This window comes from Lacrimispora sp., from assembly GCF_046972725.1.
Taxonomy (GTDB): Bacteria; Bacillota; Clostridia; order Lachnospirales; family Lachnospiraceae; genus Lacrimispora.
The window spans coordinates 295,269-314,356 of record NZ_JBKVXF010000003.1 but is presented as its reverse complement, the minus strand read 5'-3'; the positions used below and the strand labels follow the sequence as shown (position 1 = coordinate 314,356).

Here is a 19,088-nt window from a genome sequence, read left to right as displayed (position 1 = left end):
TTCACTTCCAATCTATCTGTACCATAACTTTAATCAAATCCCTGGGCTTTTCCTTCATCATCTGCAGGGCTGTCTCCACTGCATCAAGTCCAAAAAGGCGATGGGTCACCAGCTTCTGCGGATTGATCCTTCCGTACCGGACCATCTGAAGCAGTCTCCCGATTCTTACCCTGCCGCCTTTTGCCAGCTCCGTATGAATGGTTTTTCCAGCCATTCCCCGTCCGCCGGAAAATTTAGGGAAGGAAAGGCTTCCGGTTCCGCCGTAATAGTTTACATTGGAAACAGTTCCGATGCCATACCGGACCATGTCAACCGCCTGGGTAAAAACTTCATCTCCGCCGCCGCAGATAATCACACTGTCTGCCCCAAGGCCCTCCGTCCGCGCCATCACCTGCTCTACCACATCCCCGTCTTTATAGCTTAATACTTCTGTGGCACCAAATTCTTTTGCAAGCTCCACACAAACCGGACGGCTGCCTACCGCAAGGATTCTGGCCGCGCCAAGATGGCGGGCACCTTCCACTGCCATAAGGCCGATGGGACCGATTCCCAATACCACCACCGTGTCACCGATCTTAATATCCGCAAATTCTGCGCCAGTAAAGCCGGTAGTCACCACATCCACACACATGAGCGCCTGTTCCAGTGTGACTCCTTCCGGAATCTTTGCCAATGTGGTGTCCGCATCCGGAATCAAAAATTTTTCGGCAAACACCCCTGGCATGGAGCGCCCCAGCTGATGACCGGAAAAAGGTGCGGAGGCATGCTTATAATTGCCTTCCTGGATTCCCATGGCTCTCCAGTCCGGAGTGATGGCAGGAACTGCAACCACATCCCCCGGTTTAAAATCCTGAACAAGCTCTCCGATTTCCAGGATTTCAGCAACGCATTCATGGCCCAGGATCAGATTAGGGGCCTTTCTTGAGCCGCCGCCGTATACGGTATGGACATCAGAGGAACAAGGGGTTACAGCAACTGGCCGGAGAATGGCTCCGTATGGAGTGAGCACCGGTTCCGGCGCATCATGCCAGCCCACTTTTCCCGGTTCGATTAAAACAAAAGCTTTCATAGTTTTTTCTTATATCCTTTCCAGATGATTGGATTTCAATGCCAGAATCTCGATATTCTGTCCAAATTTTTCCTTTATGGTACCTGCGATCTCTTCCGTGTAGCCGGGAGCCACAATTAATATGGCATCCACAGGATGACTGTGGTAATGGCCCGGAGGCACAATAAGAAGATGGGAGGCAGGTGCATATTTTCCCTGTTTGAAGGGAGCGGAATCTATCATATACTGAGCAAACGCTCCGATTTCAGTGGTGGAGGCAAGGGTAAAGCCCTGATGGCTTGCCCCCCATACAGCAAGGGTCTTTCCCTGGTCCTTTAATTCCCGGATCAGCCCGCTCATCTCCCGTGCAATGGTGTCCTGGCTTTGTATCAGGCCGGATACATGGATTTTTTCTGTTCTTCTTTCATGGCTTTGCTGCCCGGCCGTCCCTTTTCTTTTTCTTACAATTACGGACAGGGTATCCCGGTTGACCATCTCCTCTTCCAGAACTTCAAAGCCGGCTGTTTCCACCGCATAACGCAGAGTCTCAAAGGTGTAATAAGCCAGATGATCCCGGATGAGTTCGTAATAGCCGTCATACTGAAGAATGTACTCCAGACTCGGGACCGTAATCAGGCCGACACCATCTTCCGTCAGATTCTCTGCAATGCAGCGAAGCATGGAAACAGGCTGTGGCTGATGCTCCAGAAAATTAAAGGACAAAAAGCCGTCATAGGGTCCGCCTGCACTTCCATCTGCCGGGGCAAGGACCTGTCCTTCCTCCGCAAACTGCTTCCAGACCTTAAGGCCCTTTTCCTTTGCCAAATCCACCAGGCTGTCCCGGTTCTCAATCCCGTAAGCATTCACAGGAAATTCTGACAGCACAGAAAGAAATTCCCCCTGTCCGCAGCCAACCTCAATCAGTTTCTTTCCTTCTAAGTGATACGTATCTATAAAATGCCGGTACTGGCGCCTTCTTAACTCCACCATGGTGGTGCTGAATCCCCCGGACCGGATGACGTCTTTATAATATGCCACCGGCTCACAGTCAAACTGTACTAGGCCGCATGCTTCACACTGGTGAAGACGGAGAGTGATCCCTTTCTCTTCTGCCAGGTCCTCTTTCTCCGGAATATCCTGTGCGGAAGCCGGCATGTGATCCAGAATCATTAAAGGCTTCTCTCCCAAAGGTCTGCCGCATACAATACAAATCCTATCTCTCATACCACAAAAATCCTTTCCTGTCAATGTTTTTCTGCCTCGTAAGTTCTCAAAATCCCCTCAGCAAAGGGTATCTCCGGCTCAAAACCGGTTGCTGCCTTCAGTTTCTTTATATCAGGAATGAGATTGGCCGGTCCTTCCGCATTGGGCTTTCGTCTTCCGAAGCTGTAGCTTCCGTGAAATCCCAAAATCTCATACATCATCCGGATATAGTCCCTCAGAGGCCTGTTTTCCTCTTCCGGTCCTGCTACATTATAAATTCCGGAAACCGATTCCTTTTCCTGTTCCATCAAAAGTATCAGCGCCCGGATGCAATCATCGAGATATAAAAAGTTCCACATTTGTGTGCACTCTCCCAGAGAGATGTATTCTCCCCTGGAAAATGCCCGGACACAGCTTTCCACCAGGGACCAGGGATGGTCCCCAGGCCCGTAGACACTGAAAATTCTTGCATGGATATACTCCATGCTGCAGATTCCTTCCTGCCTCCATTTCCTTGTCTGTTCCATTGCCTGTTCCAAAAAGGCAAGCTTTGCCAGCCCATATTCGGAAACAGGACTGCATGGTGTCTCCTCTGTCATGACTTCCTTATGGATTCCGTACTCCGCCTGGGAGCCGCTGAAAAGAAAGCGCCTGCATTTTAAGCGTCTGGCGCCCTCCAGAGCCTTTAAGGAATCCTCTGTATTCTTCTGCTGTACCTCCCGGTTCAAACGGTTCTCACTGCCCGAACCATCCCAGCCAAAATGGTAAAATGCCTGACATGGTTCTTTTATTACTTCATCAAGCCTGTGGAGTTCTTCCAGGTTCCGCTCGATCCGTATCAGTCCCTGCCGCCCCGTATCAAGACAATTAAGGTTCTTTGATCCGGGACGGACAACTGCATATACTTGATTGCCGTCTTTTAATAACCGGTCAACCAGTGCTCTTCCAAGGAAACTGGAAGCCCCTGTTACAACTACGTTCAATGTCCTTCCTCCCAAACTTTACTGACGGTATATTACCCTTTCACTCTTGGTATGATCATGTTGTGCTCCATCTCCTCCTCTGGAAGAAACGGAGATAAATCCTCCAAAGGCGGAGATACCATGGTTCCGTCCGGAAGACGCTTTGCCGATGACTTTGGTTCAAAGTTCTGGTCCCTGCTTACAAATACCTCACAGATCACAGGGCCCTTTGTGGCAAATGCCGCTTCAATGCCCTGCTTCATCTCTCCGTTATGACGGATGGAAACATAGGGATATCCATAAGCCGCAGAAAGCTTTTCCATACTGGGAAAGCTCAAATCCCTGCTGTCCTCTCCCACGCCCACCAACGGTTCTCCGAAATAGTTCTTCTGGGTCTGACGGATGGAATGATACCCTCCGTTGTTGATCAAAAATATCTTAATCGGCATCTGATGATGGATAATGGTCTGCAATTCCTGTAAATTCATCTGAATGCTTCCGTCACCAGTCACAAGGATGATATCCTTGGAAGAATCTGCCATACAGACTCCGATGGCTGCCGGAAGATCATAGCCCATGGAGGCTACCGCTGAATTGGTAATAAAGCGCTGTCCTTCCTTCACAAGATAGGCATGCCCTCCTACTACACAGGCAGAACCGTTCCCAACCACCGTGATCTGCCCTTTTTCTCCTCTGCTGCTGAGTTCATTGATAAATGCATAAATATTGGTATTCTCATCGTCTCCCTGCCGGTAATGCCTGGGAAGAACGACCGGGTACTTCTCTTTCCACATGCGGCAAGTCTCATTCCAGCTCATGGAATCAATTCCTTTTCCGCCTTTAAAAAGGGGTGCTTTTGCAGTTGCATGATATTCTGAATCCAAAACTGCTTCCAAGGCCGTAAGAAGATCCTTTACATCTGCATGGACCCGCATATCTGCATGGACCGACGGCTTTTTCAGCTCCTCGGGATCAATATCATTCACGATCACATAGGCACCTCTGGCCCATGTTTTATAGTTATAACCCACCTGCCGGATGCTTAAGCGGCTTCCCAGGGACAGGACCAGATCACTGTTTTGAACGGCAAAGTTGCCGGCACGGTCGCCCATGCCTCCCCCTCTTCCGGTGTAGAGAGGATGCGTTTCGTAAATACAGTCCTGGCTGTTCCAGCCGGTAACCACCGGAATCCCAAGTTTTTCTGATACGCGAAGAAATACTTCATGGGCCTGTCCGATCCGGATTCCGTTGCCGGCATTGAGGACCGGACGGGAAGATGCTTTTATCTTCTCAAGAATCTTTCTGGCTGTATCTGCTGACACAGGCTTTGGCAATGCCTGACGTTTTTCCCCGTAACAAGCCTGGTCTTCTTTTATCTTTGCCTCACTGGCAGCGGCCCAGCCGTCACCTCCCTTTTCATAATCCTCGGGAGAAAAACCGATCAAATCTTCTGTCTCAATGTAAGCGCCCTGAACATTGAGGGGAATATCCAGCCAGGTGGGACCGGGGCGTCCGGAGAGGGCCAGATATATGGCTTTTTCCAGACAGTAACGGACCCTCATGGGATCAATGACCATCTCGCTGTATTTGGTCATACAGCCAACCGCTTTTACTATATCAAATTCCTGATCCCCCATGGCACGTATGTCCACACCGGACCATCTGGCTGTGGTGTCATAGCGGACTTGTCCGGACAGAATCAACATGGGAATGGAATCCAGCCAGCCGCCAAGCACTCCGGTGATGGCATTGGTCCCGCCAGGGCCCGTGGTCACGCAGACCGCAGCAAGCTTTCCCTGAATTCTGGCATAGGCTTCTGCTGCTATGGCACATGCCTGCTCGTGGTGATTATACAGACAGTTCAATCCTTTTTCATGGCCAAGTGCATCATTTAAATGCATGGCGCCTCCGCCTGTGACCGTAAATACCTGGCTGATTCCGGCTTCCAAAAGCTTTCCGGAAATATAGTTGGATACTTTCATTCTCATGTTTCATCGCTCCTTTTTAAGGAATGTTTTTTCTGTTTGTGATTATACCACACCAGTCTTTATTTTCCTATTAAAGTTTTCTTACTTTCTGCCGGCATTGTACCTGTGGGAAACCCCTTGGAAATCTCATCTTTTTTCTTATTATGTTATCTCCTTCCATATCTGCCATGAAACCACACTATCTTTGAACCTTTCTGATGGGTTATAATCGCAGAGTAATGCAACTATGGATTTTCGGCCACGATAAAACTTATTGCAAAAAAGGAGAGAACATATTTATGAAAAAGCACTTAAAATTGATGGCTGTATTATCCGCTGCCGGTGTAATAGCAGCCGCAGCTCCAGAGCTGGGTTTCTTAAGCACGGCTTCAACTGCCTATGCAAAGGCAATTGGCTGGGTAGAAGAAAACGGTTCCTGGAAATTCTATGAAGAGGGTGATTACTATGCAACCGATTCATGGAAAAAATATGGTGATGACTGGTATTATTTAGACGAAGACGGCGAAATCGCAACAAGTCAGGAAATTGAAGAGTACTACGTTGATGAAAGCGGAAAAAGAGTCACAAATCAGTGGATTTCTGTAAACAATGATAACTACTGGGACTCCCCTGACGCTCCGGAAGTTTTCTGGCATTATTATGGAAAAGACGGCAAGGCTGTTGAATCCAAATGGCAGAAAATCGATGATAAGTGGTATTATTTTGACGAGCAGGGTCAGATGCTGACCGGTAAGGTTGAAATCGACGGTAACACCTATTATCTTGGAGACGAAAACGACGGTGCCCAGAAAACCGGCTGGTTTGAGCTTGACAGTGTAAACGAAGATTCGGAGAACCCTCTCTCCTGGTACTACTTTGATAAGGACGGCGTTATGGTAAAAGATCAGGTTGATAAAAAAATCAACGGTGCTTACTATACGTTCGTAGACGGAGAAATGCAGACTGGTTGGTATAAACTTCCGGTAAAAGCAACCTCATCAGAAGCGGCCGAAAATACAAGCGACAATGCAGATTCCGCAGCAGGATACCAGTACTATGATCCTGATAACGGCACAAGAGTGGAGGGCTGGAGAGAAATCGAAGGCATTTCCGGTGTCAGCAAAGAAGATGAACTTCACTGGTTCTTCTTTAAAGACGGTGCTCCATACTATGCGAAAAAGGGAATTGAATTATTTACTGTAAATTCTCAGAAATATGGATTTAATACAAAAGGTGAAATGCAGACTGGTCTTAAAGTCGTTACTCTGGAAGACGGAAGTGTTGCAAACTTCCACTTCGCAAGCAACGGTACCATGGATACAGGAAAGCAAACAATCTATAACGAAGACTTAGATGAAAACGAGATCTGGTATTTCCATACTTCCGGAACCAAAAAGGGACAGGGCTATACCGGTATTCTGGACAAAACAGTTTATGAATACGGTTTAAGAAAAGAAGCATCTTCTGATTTAAGACTGGCTTCTGTATCTCTTAACGGAGTAAATTATCTGGTCAATACAAGCGGTGTTGTTCAGACCGCATCTTCTACTTCCAAATCTGTTGTAAAGCCAGAACTGGGAGCAGGATACAAGGATTATAAAGATAATAACGACAAAGTATTTGTTGTTGATGTAAATGGTATTATTCAGTAAGATAACAATTAATTAAAAATTACAAAAGATTCATCCGTTCAAATTAAAGAAGTCCGCACGCTCTTACGCGCAGCGGGCTTTTTTTGTATGTTCTTTATTATATTTTTTTATAAAACTTACAATTTTGCGTAACATTTTTCTCTAATTTACGTTATATATTATAGAAGTAGGCCATTTTTATACTAAATCAAGAAAAAAAGGAGGAGACTAATGAGAGAATTGTCCGTGTACTACTGTTCAAAATGTGGTTACTATGGATACTATCAGCTTCAGCGCAATGCAGTATGCCCCAAATGCAAGGTTGAGATGACCGCCCTGTCTGTCAGCTACCAGGATTTCATGGACTTATCCTGTGAAGCAAGGGACGAGTTACTTTCCCGGCATATTATTGAATCTTCTTCTCCTTATGTCCAGCGCCTTCTGGCGCCGCACAAGGTTAATAATAACCGGGAGATTATCGCCCGTATGGGTGAGCGCATTACCGAATTAGAAATAGAAAACGAAAAGCTGAATCAGACCATTGAATGGATGCACCAGACAATATGGGAACTCGTTCGCAAAAATAAGGGACTGGCTCCTGATGACACAACGAATTTCAATGAAGGGACTGACCCCTGACGGGGATATTTCGGGGAGTGCCCCCGCACTCCCCGGCTATCCCTGCTCAGGCAATCCTGTCAACGCTTATGTAACGGCCGAGCAATCTGTTCAGCGTTTGATTCAACCTCTCAATCACTCTATGGAGCTTCATGTTTTCTTCCATTAACCTCTCATTCTCCATCTCTATAACCCGCAGTTTCTCGGCGTCTGTCATATAGAAAACCCTCCTTTTTTTCTGCTTTTCTAGTAACCACTATAAGCTGTTTCCAACTGTTTGAAAAGTAAAATTAATCGCAAAATTCGACATTTTTTTGTATAAATTAGTTAAAATGTTCAAATTTTTTATAAAAAGAGAATTAAAACACTACATCTATTGAGCACGCAAAAAACTGGTACAAGATGTGCCATTTCCATTGTTATATTATTGTCGATGAAATTTGTATAAAAAATCTTTTTTTTCGAACTATATTTCACTATTTTACCTTTATTTTAAATTGAGAAGATTTTCAACCTAATTGATACATATCACAGAATGAGTAAAACGCATGATAAAGGTATGGCAGTTGGATTTGCCATACCTTTTATGTTTACCGGACCCAGGCTCCGTCCGAGCCTACTTTGTATCCATCTGGTGTCACAGTATTTTTAAGCATGGAGCCCATGTTTTTACCTTCCGTTTTGTCAAAGTAATACCAAACGTTATCAATTTTCTGCCAACCAGTCAACATGCGGCCCTTCGTTCCGTCACTGACTGGATTGAGATAAAATTGCTGATTCCCGTATTGCAGCCAACCAGTCAGCATATAACCGTTTTCATCAAAGAAATACCACTCATCTCCATTTTTTTCCTTAACCAAAGCCCAACGGTTTTTCGGAAAAGTCCCGTCTGTACCTTTCAGTCTCCAACCAGCCTTATCCTGTATCCACGTTCCATAATAATACGCAGGTTCCGGCACCGGACGGCCCGAATGATAATTATCTTCATCATCAGAAGTATCGCCAGGTAACGCAGGAGTGCCAACATCTTTATCTTCAATTACATTAACAGTAAATGAATCGGTAAATTTCTTTTCTTCTCCCCGTTTATCCGTACCATAATAAATAACCTTGACCTTCCGGGTTCCTGAGATTGAAAAATCGTATTCCGTATCATATTCTTCTTCTGACAGAATATGTTTTCTCACTGCATTGGAGGGACTGGCCTTTCTGTACTCCGTAACCTCCATTCCGGATCGATCCAAGTCTTCTCCAACTTTATATTTTATCTTTCGTGGTTTCCTGGTAACACTGATTTTTTTCGTATAATATTCCTCTTCAATCAGTTTTTCCTGTACGGTCACTATAAAGGAATCGGTAAATGTTTTTTCAGTGCCGTCCTCATCCCATTCGCTGTAAGATACGGTAACCTTCTTTTTCCCAGGCTCTGAAAAATCATATTCCACTTCATAGTCGTCATCCTCCAGAACGACTTCCCTTACTGCATTGCTGGGACTGGCCTTTTCATACCTCCTTACCTCCATACCCGTTTTATCCAACTCCTGACCAACCTCATATTGTTCTTTAATAGGCTTCTGAGTGACCTTAATATTGGTTGTATGATAAATATCCTCTTCCGGAAGAGCAGCTTCTGATCTTTCATTGACTGCGATCCAGCTTATGACAGGATCACTGTCTCCGGTTTTCCTTACCCGGAATTCAATTATCTGATCCATTGGTATGACGATATCCGTTTTAGGTTTTAATATGGCTTCTTCGGGTTTTGATATGGTTATCTTTCCAAGGGAAACGGTCATCATCTCACCAGTTTCATTCTCATAAACCACATATGCCTCCATGGGACGCTTTACGGACCACCACTCATAAAAACCACCCGTAAACTGATATGTTCCTGCCTCCAAAGGAAGTTTATACACGATTTCTTTTCCTTCTTTTGCCCACCAGCCGGTCTTACTGCGGCTGTCACTTCCTTCCCCCATGGGACCTCCCAGGCTCTCCCGGTCTGCATATCCCCAGGACTGTCCGTCTGACATTTTGTCAGGAAGTTCATTTAATAGACCTCCAACGGCCTCATTTACAGCGTTATAAAAGGATGATTTTTCATTCTCAGTAACTCCCGAGTCAATAAAATAGCACAATTTTTCAGGTATGACTTCTACAGGTATGATTACCGGAAGATTTATTCCGGCTACTTCACCTCTGATGTTTACGGATGTCCAGGGTACACTGAAATCACTTTCTTTCCTTTTTTTCCAGTCAACCTCCAGCTCTTCTCCATTCACCATAACCGTCTCCGGAAGCTTTGGAAGCTTTCCCTGCTCCGTAATCAAAACAGCCGGAAGCTCTGCATCAGCTTCTCTGGCTACTGCAAGCCAACTGATTAAATGAATTTTTGTACCGGCATTCCTGATCCTGACTTCTACCAGGCCATCGACAGGAATTTCCGCTGTCTGGCTGAAAGAAATATTGTTATCTGAAACGCTAACGGTCACAGTTCCCAATTCCACTGTTTTCTTTTCGCCATCGGCTGTTTCATAGCGCAGTTCAACCTTTCCGGAGTGAGTCTCATCCCAATAGGCCTGTGCGCCCACCATAAACCTGTACTTTCCTGCTTTCATGGGAAGCTTGTATATAATGTCTGTATCTTTGTTATGATCTACGTAAAGTCCTGTATCATAGATTCCCGTATTGTAGGAGATACTGCCGCTGCCCTTTACCGCAACATCTTTATCATCCACATATCCCCAGGAACCTTCTGTATACCTTTGATCTGCTCTTTTGTTCTCTAATTCAACAGAATCTGCAATAAGATCATAGAACAACGAATGACCAGCCTCACCTTCACTGTCCTCCACGTCTGCAACCCCGCTGTCTATAAACCAGGTCAATCCATAGGGTATCACTACAACACTGGTACTGAGTTTAAATCCCGTTTCTTCAATTTCGCCACTTACTTCAACCGTATCCCACAAGGTTCCAAAATCTTTATCCTCAATCTCCCAAGATACATTCCTTAAGCTCTCTTCACCAGCTGCATTGATTACGGTTACCATATCCGGCAATTCTGGGATACCATTTTGAACCACCATCTTTGTTCCTAATTCTTCTTTAATACTTACAATCGTATCTGACGGAACTACCCTTATAAATGCATTTCGAAGTGCAATCCTGGCCATATCCACGTCTTTTTGGCTGGCATCTTCTGCCAGTACCTTCTCTGCGCCGGAAAGTGCAGCCTTTACCTGATTGATTAAAGCTTCCGGATATTTCACAGAATCAAATTCATGTTCCTTCACATACTTGATCATATCTTCCAATTCTTTTGTATGTAACTCATTATATCCTGTGTCATCTTCTGCCAGTAAATTAATCCCATCTACCTGATAGGTCCCCTCAGTAACCTCTATTTTAACTTTATGCTGTCCGGCTGGTAAATTCTGTTTCCAAAACGTAGTTTCCCTGTCTCCTCCGTTAAGAGTAACTGCATCTTCCTCCTGGCCGTCAACCGTCACCTTAATCTTCGCCGAACCTGACTTTCCGAAAATATCAAATCCCGTTCCGTCAGGAACTATAAATTCCATACCGGAGCCCGGAAGCATCACCGTATAACTGCGGTTATAAAAAGCAAAGCCCTGACCAATATTATGGGTCACCTCTCCTGTCCACCGGATAAGCGGTGATGTATCGTCGGGTTTTTCAGATGCATAAGCGGCTTTTCCTTCTATAGGAGTTACAGTAAGGTTGTCAAATGAGGTATTCCAGAAGCCACTCATGAGAGAAACACGCCCAGTCATTACCGGACTGGACTCATCTGTAAAGCTTCCGGCTTCTTCTCCATCGATATAAAAGGTAATTGTATTCTCATCTGCCTTAAGCTCCAGCCTGTGCCATTGATCAGGAATGAACTTTTCCAGTTTTCCGGACTTTTGAACTTTATTAAAGCGCAAAAGTTCCCAGCTTCCATTGTCATATATCTTTGCCCTATAAGCAGCACCGGAGGAATGCACTACTTCTCTGACTCCCAGAACAGCAAAATTATCCCCATAACCTTTTCCTTTGGTATCCAGCTTCACATCAATTCCTGCTGTGTAATTGGCCCATCGGTGATCCCCAAGTACGGTCCACGGAACAGCGGTTGTCTGACTGCTCTCGTCACTTCCGCTCCCCCAAGGATTCCAATTGTAAGGGCGGTTTTCTCCATTGATCATCTGTTTCAGAACATACCCGGTATCCTCTGATCTGCAGACCTCAAATGCCCCTTCCAGATCTGTCGTAAAGTAAGGAGTCCCTCCCCTTTCTTCGATGAAGGAATCTTCATAATCAAAATTATCTCTATAAGGCAGTCCAAGTACCTTTCGTTCCACACCGGAATCATTCTGCCCGGCAGTATAGCTCGTTCCCCGGCCGGTCAGACTGGTCAGAGTTACTATGGAATAGGGCTTAACCACCAGTTCAATTGCAGTGGTGCCATCTCCGTTATCATGGGGCTGACTCTCCTCTGCAATCTTCTGAAACCAGTTTGCATCATATGCTTCTCCATCATCCGGACCTCTGGTCTCCCATATATTATAAGAATTTTTTACTGTTTTCAGGTTCTTAAGCGTCAGATGATACTTCCGTTCCACTGAGGTATTATTGGCAAATATCACAGAATAATCATCTGTTACGGGATCCTTGAGCGCAAGGCGGGTGTCCGTCGAGCTGTCTGCCACAATATCACCGTCTCCTGTCTTTCCATCGGAGTAACATGCATCGGGAAGATAATTCCAGTCATTGTCTGCAAATTTCATAAAATGCTCTGCCATCTGAATTCCACCGTCGGCTTCATAATAACCGGACCATGGATCAAAGGCTCCAATCAGCTGTTTGGGGCTATATGCACTTCCTTCATAAAATGCACCAATGGCAGGCTGGAATAACAGTTCTGTCATATGACTTGTGTATCCATCTGCATTCTTATACGCATAGGCGGAAATCAATCGTTCTGCCATAGCTGCAATCCCTGCGGAACCTCCGATTCCTCCACGAAGCGGGTCCACATTGGCACGATAATTGGCATTGATCATGGGAGCCGTGGATTCCCCATACCAGACTTCTTTTCCATACTCCTGATTCAGGATATCAAGATTCCTGCTTCCCAGCCAGATCTGATAATGATCAGAAATCACATCCACCAGATCCCTGAATTCCTGATCTTTCATCATATAGTCTACCGTAGTCCCCATACCACGATACAAATCTGCTGCCACAATCTTAATCTCCCCATAATCAAAGGCACCGACTCCATTCTCTCCGTCTTCCTTAAACCTTTGTGCACAGTATTTGATCCACGCAAAGTTGTCTGGATAATCCTTCCTCCGTTCATTCTGTCCGGGACTTACTTCCGTAATCTTGTATCCATACGTTTCATAAACCGCATCGATGGTTTTGCGGTACCACTGATATCTCGCCTCAAATTTAGGATTGTCATACTCTTCATAACCAATTCCTTCCTGCGTCCATTTTGGTTCTCCCCACCGGAGAATTTCTACGGAAATATCAGGATTTATGGACTTGGCATCTGCCGCAAACATAAAGCCAGCCCCTCTTCTTACATTCGGTGTCTCATCAGGGGAACGCATGGTTGCCGGTTCGGTTCCTGATGAGGAATTTACATCAGCCCCCAACTCAATTTTTACGTGATTTAAACCGGCTCCCTTTTCTCTGTCAAATAAAAGCTCCATCATCTTCCAGTACTGTTCCTCATGAAGAGCTTTATAGTCCATAAGAAGCCTTGAGGTATTATTACAGGTAACGGAACCAAATCCACCAAATGTGTTAAATTTATCAATCTTATCCCCATCTATTGTAACTGGAATATATTCGGCATCAGGAAGTTCCTCTTTGGCTTTTATAACGGTAAAGCCTGACAATACCGCCGCTTCACTGGTTCCTTCTTTTCTCTGGAAATCAAGCATCACCTCCTGCCCATTGTCAATGGTAAAGCTGCCCACCGCAGTATCCGTACTTAACCTGGCTCCCAGACGGGCTGTGTCCAATACCTTTGTTACTGCTTTTCCGCTGCTGTCATTATAGGTAATCTTCATATCCACTGTTCTGCTGTAATTTCCCCACCATTCAGCAAATTCAGCAGCTACTATGTAGGTTCCGCTTTCCAGAGGAAGTTTATAAGAGATTGCCTCCCCTCCTTCGGTATAGTACCCGGTATAGCCTTTCGTATCCTTAAGTTCCGGCACGGCACCCTTTTTCCTGGTATTCCCTGTACCTCCCCAGCTCCCCTGAATGTATGCCTGGTCAGGAACGGTGTTCTTAAGAAGAGAGGTGTTCCCCTCTACCTTATAACGCTTAAAATCTGCCGAATTCTCCGGCTCATAAACATTGGCATCCACAAGATACACAACATTTGCCGGAACCGCCAGTACCGTAGCAGTTACCTTCTGCCCATTTTCTGTAATTGTCCCTGTAACCTTTACATTACTGCCTGCATTGTAAAAGGACCCACCCTCTTCTGCTTCCCAGGTAATATTCTTAGGTGTCTGAATTGATGCTCCTGCTTCAACACAATTCACTACAGACGGTAAGTCTTCAAGCGAAGATGCTTTAGCAGGAATCTCCCCTTCCTGTATTACATACTGGGCAGCCAGACCGGTTACCGGTCCTGCACCAGGCAGCCCTGTCAGAAGCATCGCTGCACTCAACATAAAACAAACTGTTTTTTGAACCAAATTTCTGGTTTTCACTTTTTGTCCCTCCCCGAACACTCATCTTACGTATTAGTTTCACTCCTGCCCCCATCTGCAGCCACGGCTTTCAATCCCCGACGAATTAACTCTTTCATCATCTCATTACGGGTAACTTTATTAAAATAAGTTTTCCTTACCACTCTCAGCTCAGCCTCCATATCAGCCGTCAGAGAGATTGTAAACCGTTTCAAGCCTGAGTCCATAAAATCCTTCTCCTTTCTTTTTAGTGGTTCACTGAACCTTACTTTCCATTATATTGGTTCACCGATTCACTGTCAATACCTTTGTTTGATTTCATCTTTACTTCTCTGGTTCACTGATGTATAATTATATTACTTTATAGTATGAGGTGATTGATATGGCTACGAACAAACCAAGATATACGGTTTCTGTTGATGACGAACTGTTCAGGCAAATCGAAGATTTTCGCTTTGAAAACCGATTCCAGACCAGGTCTGAAGCTACGGTAGAGCTAATCCGTCTGGGACTCAGAGCACTTCGCAAAGAGAGAGAAGACAAAAAGATATGATCTCAGCTTCAGACAAAAAATACCTGCCGAAGCAGGTATTTTTTGTCAGTCATATGATATTTTTAAAAAATAATCCATTACATTTTACTGATATCCGGGGGGTATATTCCAGGAGCTGGACTGCAAGTATGACCAGACTTTCAAGCGAACGCTTATCAAGCTGTTTTAACCGTTTGGGACTGATTACTTCGGCATACATGGCTCTATGATATAGTTCTCTGGCTGACAGCACCAAAGTTTCAGCCGGCTTTTGTACAGGGAAACCAGCTTCTGTGCACTCAAAAGACCGTCGGGGTCAAAGTCCCCGGAATAAAACATAAACACACTGCCTTTTATAAGCAGATCCAGCAGAATGAGTACCGAAAGGCGGAGCTGGCCGCCGGAGCAGATACAGGCGCATTCCTTTCCCTTCTTTTTTACAATCCATACACTTACGATTTTATTTATACTAAGAAGATCGTTCTTTTATATATTTTATAAGTAGCTGCGTAACAAGGCAAACAGAAATTATCTTCTCCCAAAGCACCAGAAGCATCTGAAACTTTAATAAATCGAATCAGAAAATATAATGTAATACTACTCTGATAGCTCCTTATCCCTATTCAAATATCTTTTCCAGTTCCTTTGCCATACTATTTTCTAATTTTTCAGCTTCTTCCCGATTCTCAGCACTAACAGAAAGATATACTTTTATTTTAGGTTCAGTACCAGATGGTCTTATAACGATGGAAGCTTCTCCATCAAGAAGATATTTTAATACGTTAGATTTAGGAAGATCATCAATCCCCTTCTGATAATCCTTTACTTCAATAACATTCCTGGATCCAATCTGCATTAAAGAGGATTCTCTTAAACTATGCATAATTGTCTGCATTTTCTGAAATCCTTCTGCACCTTCAAAAGTATAACTGTGTAAGGTATTCAAACAGTAACCATACTTTTCATATAAACCAGTTAATACCTCCACCAGACTAAGACCCTGCGTTTTATAATAAGCAAACATTTCACATATCATTAAAGAACCAACTACAGCATCTTTATCACGTACATATCCACCAGTCAAATAGCCATAGCTTTCTTCAAACCCCAAAATAAAGCTTTCCTCTTGACCATTTGCTTCCAGACGCCCTATCTGCTCACCAATAAATTTAAAGCCCGTCAATACGTCAATTACTCTTACTCCATAATCGCCGGCAATTTTGGCAGCCATATCAATAGTAACTATTGTCTTCACCAACACTGGATCCTTTGGCATTTTACCAAGCGCAATTCTGCGCTTACAGATATAATCCAAAAGAAGCATCCCTACCTCGTTACCACTTAAAAGCACATATTTCCCATTATCAAGTACCGCTATGCCTACACGGTCACAATCAGGGTCTGTAGCAAGAAGTAAATCACTTCCCAGTCTTTTTGCTTCCCTTAATCCTAAGTCCAATGCCTCCTTCATTTCAGGATTCGGATAAGGACAGGTTGGAAAATTTCCATCTGGATTTTCCTGTTCTGGAACTACCGATATATTCGTAAAGCCATTTTCCTTTAATACTTGTGTAACACACTTTAACCCTGAACCATTTAATGGGGTATATACAATGGATACTCCCTTATTGATTTCATTTCCACACAATGTTTGTCCGGAAACTGCATCTAAAAATGCTGTAACTACCTTTTCGTCAATGTAAGATATTTTTTCTTCTAACAGAGCTTTCTCAAAAGAAATACTTTTGATATCGTTAAAGATATCAAGTTTTTCTATCTCACACAAAATAGAGGAAGCTGCTTCTGTTGTAATCTGACATCCATCACTTCCATATACTTTATAACCATTATATATTGATGGATTATGGCTTGCAGTAATTACAATCCCTCCCGCACATTTTAAATATCTGACAGCAAAGGATAAAGAAGGTGTTGGCATTAACTCAGGATATATATACACACGTATCCCATTTGCCGCAAATACCTCTGCTGCCTTTTTTGCAAACAGATCTGATTTAATACGGCTATCATAGGCTATGGCAACAGAAGGAGACTTCATCTGTTTTTTTAAATAATTGCTATACCCCTGCGTTGCTTTTGCAACAGTATATATATTCATGCGGTTTGTACCTGCACCAATAACTCCTCTTAAACCTCCGGTACCAAATTCCAGTTCTCTGTAAAAGCGGTCAAAAATTTCACTTTCATTCTGTTTGATACTATCCAGTTCATTCATCAAATCAGGATCAGCTAAATTTTGTTTTCTCCATTCATTCCACTTACTGCTTATCTTTTTATCCATGTTGTTTTGCAAATTCTCCTTTTCATTGACTTATCAAAAAATATCCTATATATTTTAAATGTTAATGTTTATAAATGCAGAAATTACTTATTTATTTGTTTAATTCAGTTCTCCAATAGTCTAGAGTTTCTTTTAATGTTGTATCCAACGAAATATTTGGAGACCAGCCAGTACATTCTTTAAGCTTTGTTATGTCAGCTTCTATTATTGGAACATCAATAGGGCGAAGCTTATCTGGGTCTACTTCTATAGATACAGAAGTCATAGAAAAACTTATTATCTTATTCAAAATGTCTTTAATTGACACAGACTGTCCAGATCCAATATTATAAACCTCTCCTGGTTTTCCTTTTTCAATAAGCAATACATATGCTCTGACAACATCTCTAACATCAGTAAAATCCCGTCGTGCCTCCAGATTCCCAACCCTAAGAACCGGGTCACGAAGACCTTTTTCAATCTCCGCTATTTGCTTGCAAAAATCTGGCACTACAAATACAGGTATTTGATTCGGACCGATATGATTGAATGCCCTAACCATCATAACATTCATTCCATATGCCTTTGCATAAATACTGCCTATCATATTTTGACAGGCCTTTGTTACAGCATAAATGTTTCCCGGTCTTAATGTATTATCCTCACCAATCGGTATTTCATTCTTCTTTACATGTCCATATTCCTCTCCAGATCCGATAAGAAGAATTGCTGGTTTATAGTCTAACTTTCTTATACAATCAAGAACATTCAGAACACCTTTAATATTTACATCAACTGTCAGTCCAGGTTTTTCCCAGGATAATGCAACAGAACTTTGTGCTGCTAAATGAAAAATATAATCCGGTTTAACTTCTGTAATTAAAGTTTCTACCTCTTCATAATTCAAAATATTTAAATCCCGAATATCAATATCAGTATTATAAATCTCTTCATGCTTCATCTTCGTAACTATAATAGACCATACGCAGTTTTTCTGAATATGGTCTATTAAATAGTTTCCTACGAAGCCTGCAGCACCTATAATTAATGCCTTCTTCATAGTACACTCCTCTATATTTACTTTATACCTGCAATTTTAATTTCTTTCTCGACCAATTTCATATCATTATCTATCATCCTCTTCACTAATTCAGAGAAAGAAATCTCTCTTCGCCAACCTAACTCTGTTTCCGCTTTCGCAGGATTTCCTAACAGAACCTCAACTTCAGCCGGACGGAAAAATTTAGGATTTACCTTTACAACAGTCTTTCCAGAAGCCTTATTAATACCAACCTCATCAACTCCGCTTCCCTTCCATTCTACATCAATACCAACGTGGGAAAATGCTGTTTCAACAAATTCACGTACCGTTCTGGTCTCATTGGTTGCAATCACATAATCATCCGCATGATTCTGCTGTAACATAAGCCACATAGCTTTTACATAATCTTTAGAGTGTCCCCAGTCACGTTTTGCATCCATGCTTCCAAGTTCCAGACATTCCTGTACACCTAATTTTATTCTTGCAACTGCATCTGTTATTTTTCTGGTAACAAATTCCAACCCCCGGCGTTCACTTTCATGATTAAATAAAATACCGCTGCATGCATACATGTCATAACTTTCACGATAATTTTTAGTGATCCAATGACCGTAAACTTTTGCTACACCATATGGACTTCTAGGGTAGAAAGGAGTTTTCTCTGTCTGAGGCATCTCCTGTACCTTTCCAAACATCTCACTGGTAGATGCCTGATAAAAACGTGCTTCCGGTTTTATAGTTCGAATCGCCTCCAGCATGTTTGTAACGCCAAGAGCATCAATATCTGCCGTTGCTAAAGGCTGTTCCCAACTGGTTCCCACAAAAGATTGAGCCGCCAGATTATAAACCTCATCTGCCTGTGAAATTTTCATTGCATTAATCAAAGAGGCGATATCTGTCATATCAGCATAAATAAAATGAATCTTGTCCTTAATATGTTCTACATTCCCATAATCAACAACACTTTTTCTTCTCATAAGACCGAAAACTTCATAGCCTTTTTCTAATAGTAATTCTGATAAATAAGAGCCATCCTGCCCTGTTACACCTGTAATCAATGCCTTTTTCATTGCTTTATCTCCTTA

Annotated in this window: 14 protein-coding genes; 3 read left to right on the top strand and 11 right to left on the bottom strand. The window is 43.3% G+C overall.

Annotated features, from left to right (window positions below):
• Window position 1: 1 nt before the first annotated feature.
• From ACLTWA_RS13890 to ACLTWA_RS13875, 4 genes are read right to left on the bottom strand one after another with little or no spacing between them, the layout of a single operon-like run.
• Window positions 2–1,069: a zinc-binding dehydrogenase gene (locus tag ACLTWA_RS13890; protein ID WP_412328496.1), complete on the bottom strand. Its 1,068-nt coding sequence runs from the start codon at window positions 1,067–1,069 to the stop codon at window positions 2–4.
• Between the two features lie 9 nt (window positions 1,070–1,078).
• Window positions 1,079–2,272 (bottom strand): class I SAM-dependent methyltransferase, encoded by a 1,194-nt coding sequence (locus ACLTWA_RS13885; RefSeq protein WP_412328495.1) that lies wholly within the window; start codon window positions 2,270–2,272, stop codon window positions 1,079–1,081.
• 20 nt (window positions 2,273–2,292) lie between these two features.
• On the bottom strand, window positions 2,293–3,234 hold the full coding sequence (locus ACLTWA_RS13880) for an NAD-dependent epimerase/dehydratase family protein (RefSeq protein ID WP_412328494.1): 942 nt from the start codon (window positions 3,232–3,234) through the stop codon (window positions 2,293–2,295).
• Between the two features lie 32 nt (window positions 3,235–3,266).
• Window positions 3,267–5,201 carry a thiamine pyrophosphate-binding protein gene (locus tag ACLTWA_RS13875; protein WP_412328493.1) on the bottom strand — a complete coding sequence of 645 codons (1,935 nt, stop codon included), beginning with the start codon at window positions 5,199–5,201 and terminating at the stop codon, window positions 3,267–3,269.
• 278 nt (window positions 5,202–5,479) lie between these two features.
• Here ACLTWA_RS13875 and ACLTWA_RS13870 point away from each other — a divergent pair, with 278 nt between their 5' ends.
• Together ACLTWA_RS13870 and ACLTWA_RS13865 are read left to right on the top strand one after the other, a co-directional pair.
• Window positions 5,480–6,832: an N-acetylmuramoyl-L-alanine amidase family protein gene (locus ACLTWA_RS13870; RefSeq protein WP_412328492.1), complete on the top strand. Its 1,353-nt coding sequence runs from the start codon at window positions 5,480–5,482 to the stop codon at window positions 6,830–6,832.
• A gap of 210 nt (window positions 6,833–7,042) precedes the next feature.
• On the top strand, window positions 7,043–7,450 hold the full coding sequence (locus tag ACLTWA_RS13865; RefSeq protein WP_412328491.1) for a hypothetical protein: 408 nt from the start codon (window positions 7,043–7,045) through the stop codon (window positions 7,448–7,450).
• 46 nt (window positions 7,451–7,496) lie between these two features.
• Here ACLTWA_RS13865 and ACLTWA_RS13860 read toward each other — a convergent pair whose 3' ends face one another.
• From ACLTWA_RS13860 to ACLTWA_RS13850, 3 genes are all read right to left on the bottom strand, one after another.
• Window positions 7,497–7,646, bottom strand: a complete 150-nt coding sequence (locus ACLTWA_RS13860; RefSeq protein WP_412328490.1) for a hypothetical protein — start codon at window positions 7,644–7,646, stop codon at window positions 7,497–7,499.
• A gap of 373 nt (window positions 7,647–8,019) precedes the next feature.
• Window positions 8,020–14,169 (bottom strand): bacterial Ig-like domain-containing protein, encoded by a 6,150-nt coding sequence (locus tag ACLTWA_RS13855; protein WP_412328489.1) that lies wholly within the window; start codon window positions 14,167–14,169, stop codon window positions 8,020–8,022.
• A 26-nt stretch (window positions 14,170–14,195) separates the two neighbouring features.
• On the bottom strand, window positions 14,196–14,375 hold the full coding sequence (locus tag ACLTWA_RS13850; RefSeq protein ID WP_412328488.1) for a hypothetical protein: 180 nt from the start codon (window positions 14,373–14,375) through the stop codon (window positions 14,196–14,198).
• 155 nt (window positions 14,376–14,530) lie between these two features.
• On the opposite strand from ACLTWA_RS13850, the gene ACLTWA_RS13845 reads away from it, so the two are divergent.
• A complete protein-coding gene (locus tag ACLTWA_RS13845; protein ID WP_412328487.1) occupies window positions 14,531–14,701 on the top strand; it encodes a hypothetical protein in 171 nt (56 codons plus the stop codon).
• 183 nt (window positions 14,702–14,884) lie between these two features.
• Here the strand turns inward: ACLTWA_RS13845 and ACLTWA_RS13840 are convergent, their stop codons facing one another.
• The 4 genes from ACLTWA_RS13840 to gmd form a co-directional block, all read right to left on the bottom strand.
• Window positions 14,885–15,139 carry a DUF2399 domain-containing protein gene (locus ACLTWA_RS13840; RefSeq protein WP_412328540.1) on the bottom strand — a complete coding sequence of 85 codons (255 nt, stop codon included), beginning with the start codon at window positions 15,137–15,139 and terminating at the stop codon, window positions 14,885–14,887.
• Window positions 15,140–15,299: 160 nt separating this feature from the next.
• Complete coding sequence (locus ACLTWA_RS13835) at window positions 15,300–16,982, bottom strand: phospho-sugar mutase (RefSeq protein ID WP_412328486.1); 1,683 nt, start codon at window positions 16,980–16,982, stop codon at window positions 15,300–15,302.
• Window positions 16,983–17,073: 91 nt separating this feature from the next.
• Window positions 17,074–18,021 carry a GDP-mannose 4,6-dehydratase gene (locus ACLTWA_RS13830; protein ID WP_412328485.1) on the bottom strand — a complete coding sequence of 316 codons (948 nt, stop codon included), beginning with the start codon at window positions 18,019–18,021 and terminating at the stop codon, window positions 17,074–17,076.
• Window positions 18,022–18,038: 17 nt separating this feature from the next.
• On the bottom strand, window positions 18,039–19,073 hold the full coding sequence (gene gmd / locus ACLTWA_RS13825) for a GDP-mannose 4,6-dehydratase (protein ID WP_412328484.1): 1,035 nt from the start codon (window positions 19,071–19,073) through the stop codon (window positions 18,039–18,041).
• Window positions 19,074–19,088: the final 15 nt, after the last annotated feature.